This is a genomic window from Monashia sp. HAY1-2A, assembly GCF_056755315.1.
Genome location: NZ_JBNDHY010000820.1, coordinates 1 through 233 on the forward strand (window position 1 = coordinate 1; position 233 = coordinate 233).

1 pseudogene is annotated in these 233 nt (G+C 68.2%); it reads right to left on the reverse strand.

The annotated features are described in order from the left end of the window. Positions 1–78 precede the first annotated feature (78 nt). Positions 79–233 (reverse strand): annotated as a pseudogene (locus ACPYOM_RS24065) (4Fe-4S dicluster domain-containing protein); the annotation flags it as partial.

Here is a 233-nt window from a genome sequence, read left to right on the forward strand (position 1 = left end):
CCCCCCCCCCCCCCTCCAAACACCCCCCCCCCCCCCCAGATTACTACGCGTCTCGTGGGCTCGGAGATGTGTATAAGAGACAGACCCGGTGCCGCCGACCCCGTCGTTCTCGTCGGTGCCGTAGAGCCGCGCCTCGGCTACACCGAGGCCGTGCAGCTCGGCGACGCGGGCCCGTGCGGTGGTTGTCTCTTCTACACATCTGACGCCGCCGACGACGGAGGGAGTGTAGATCT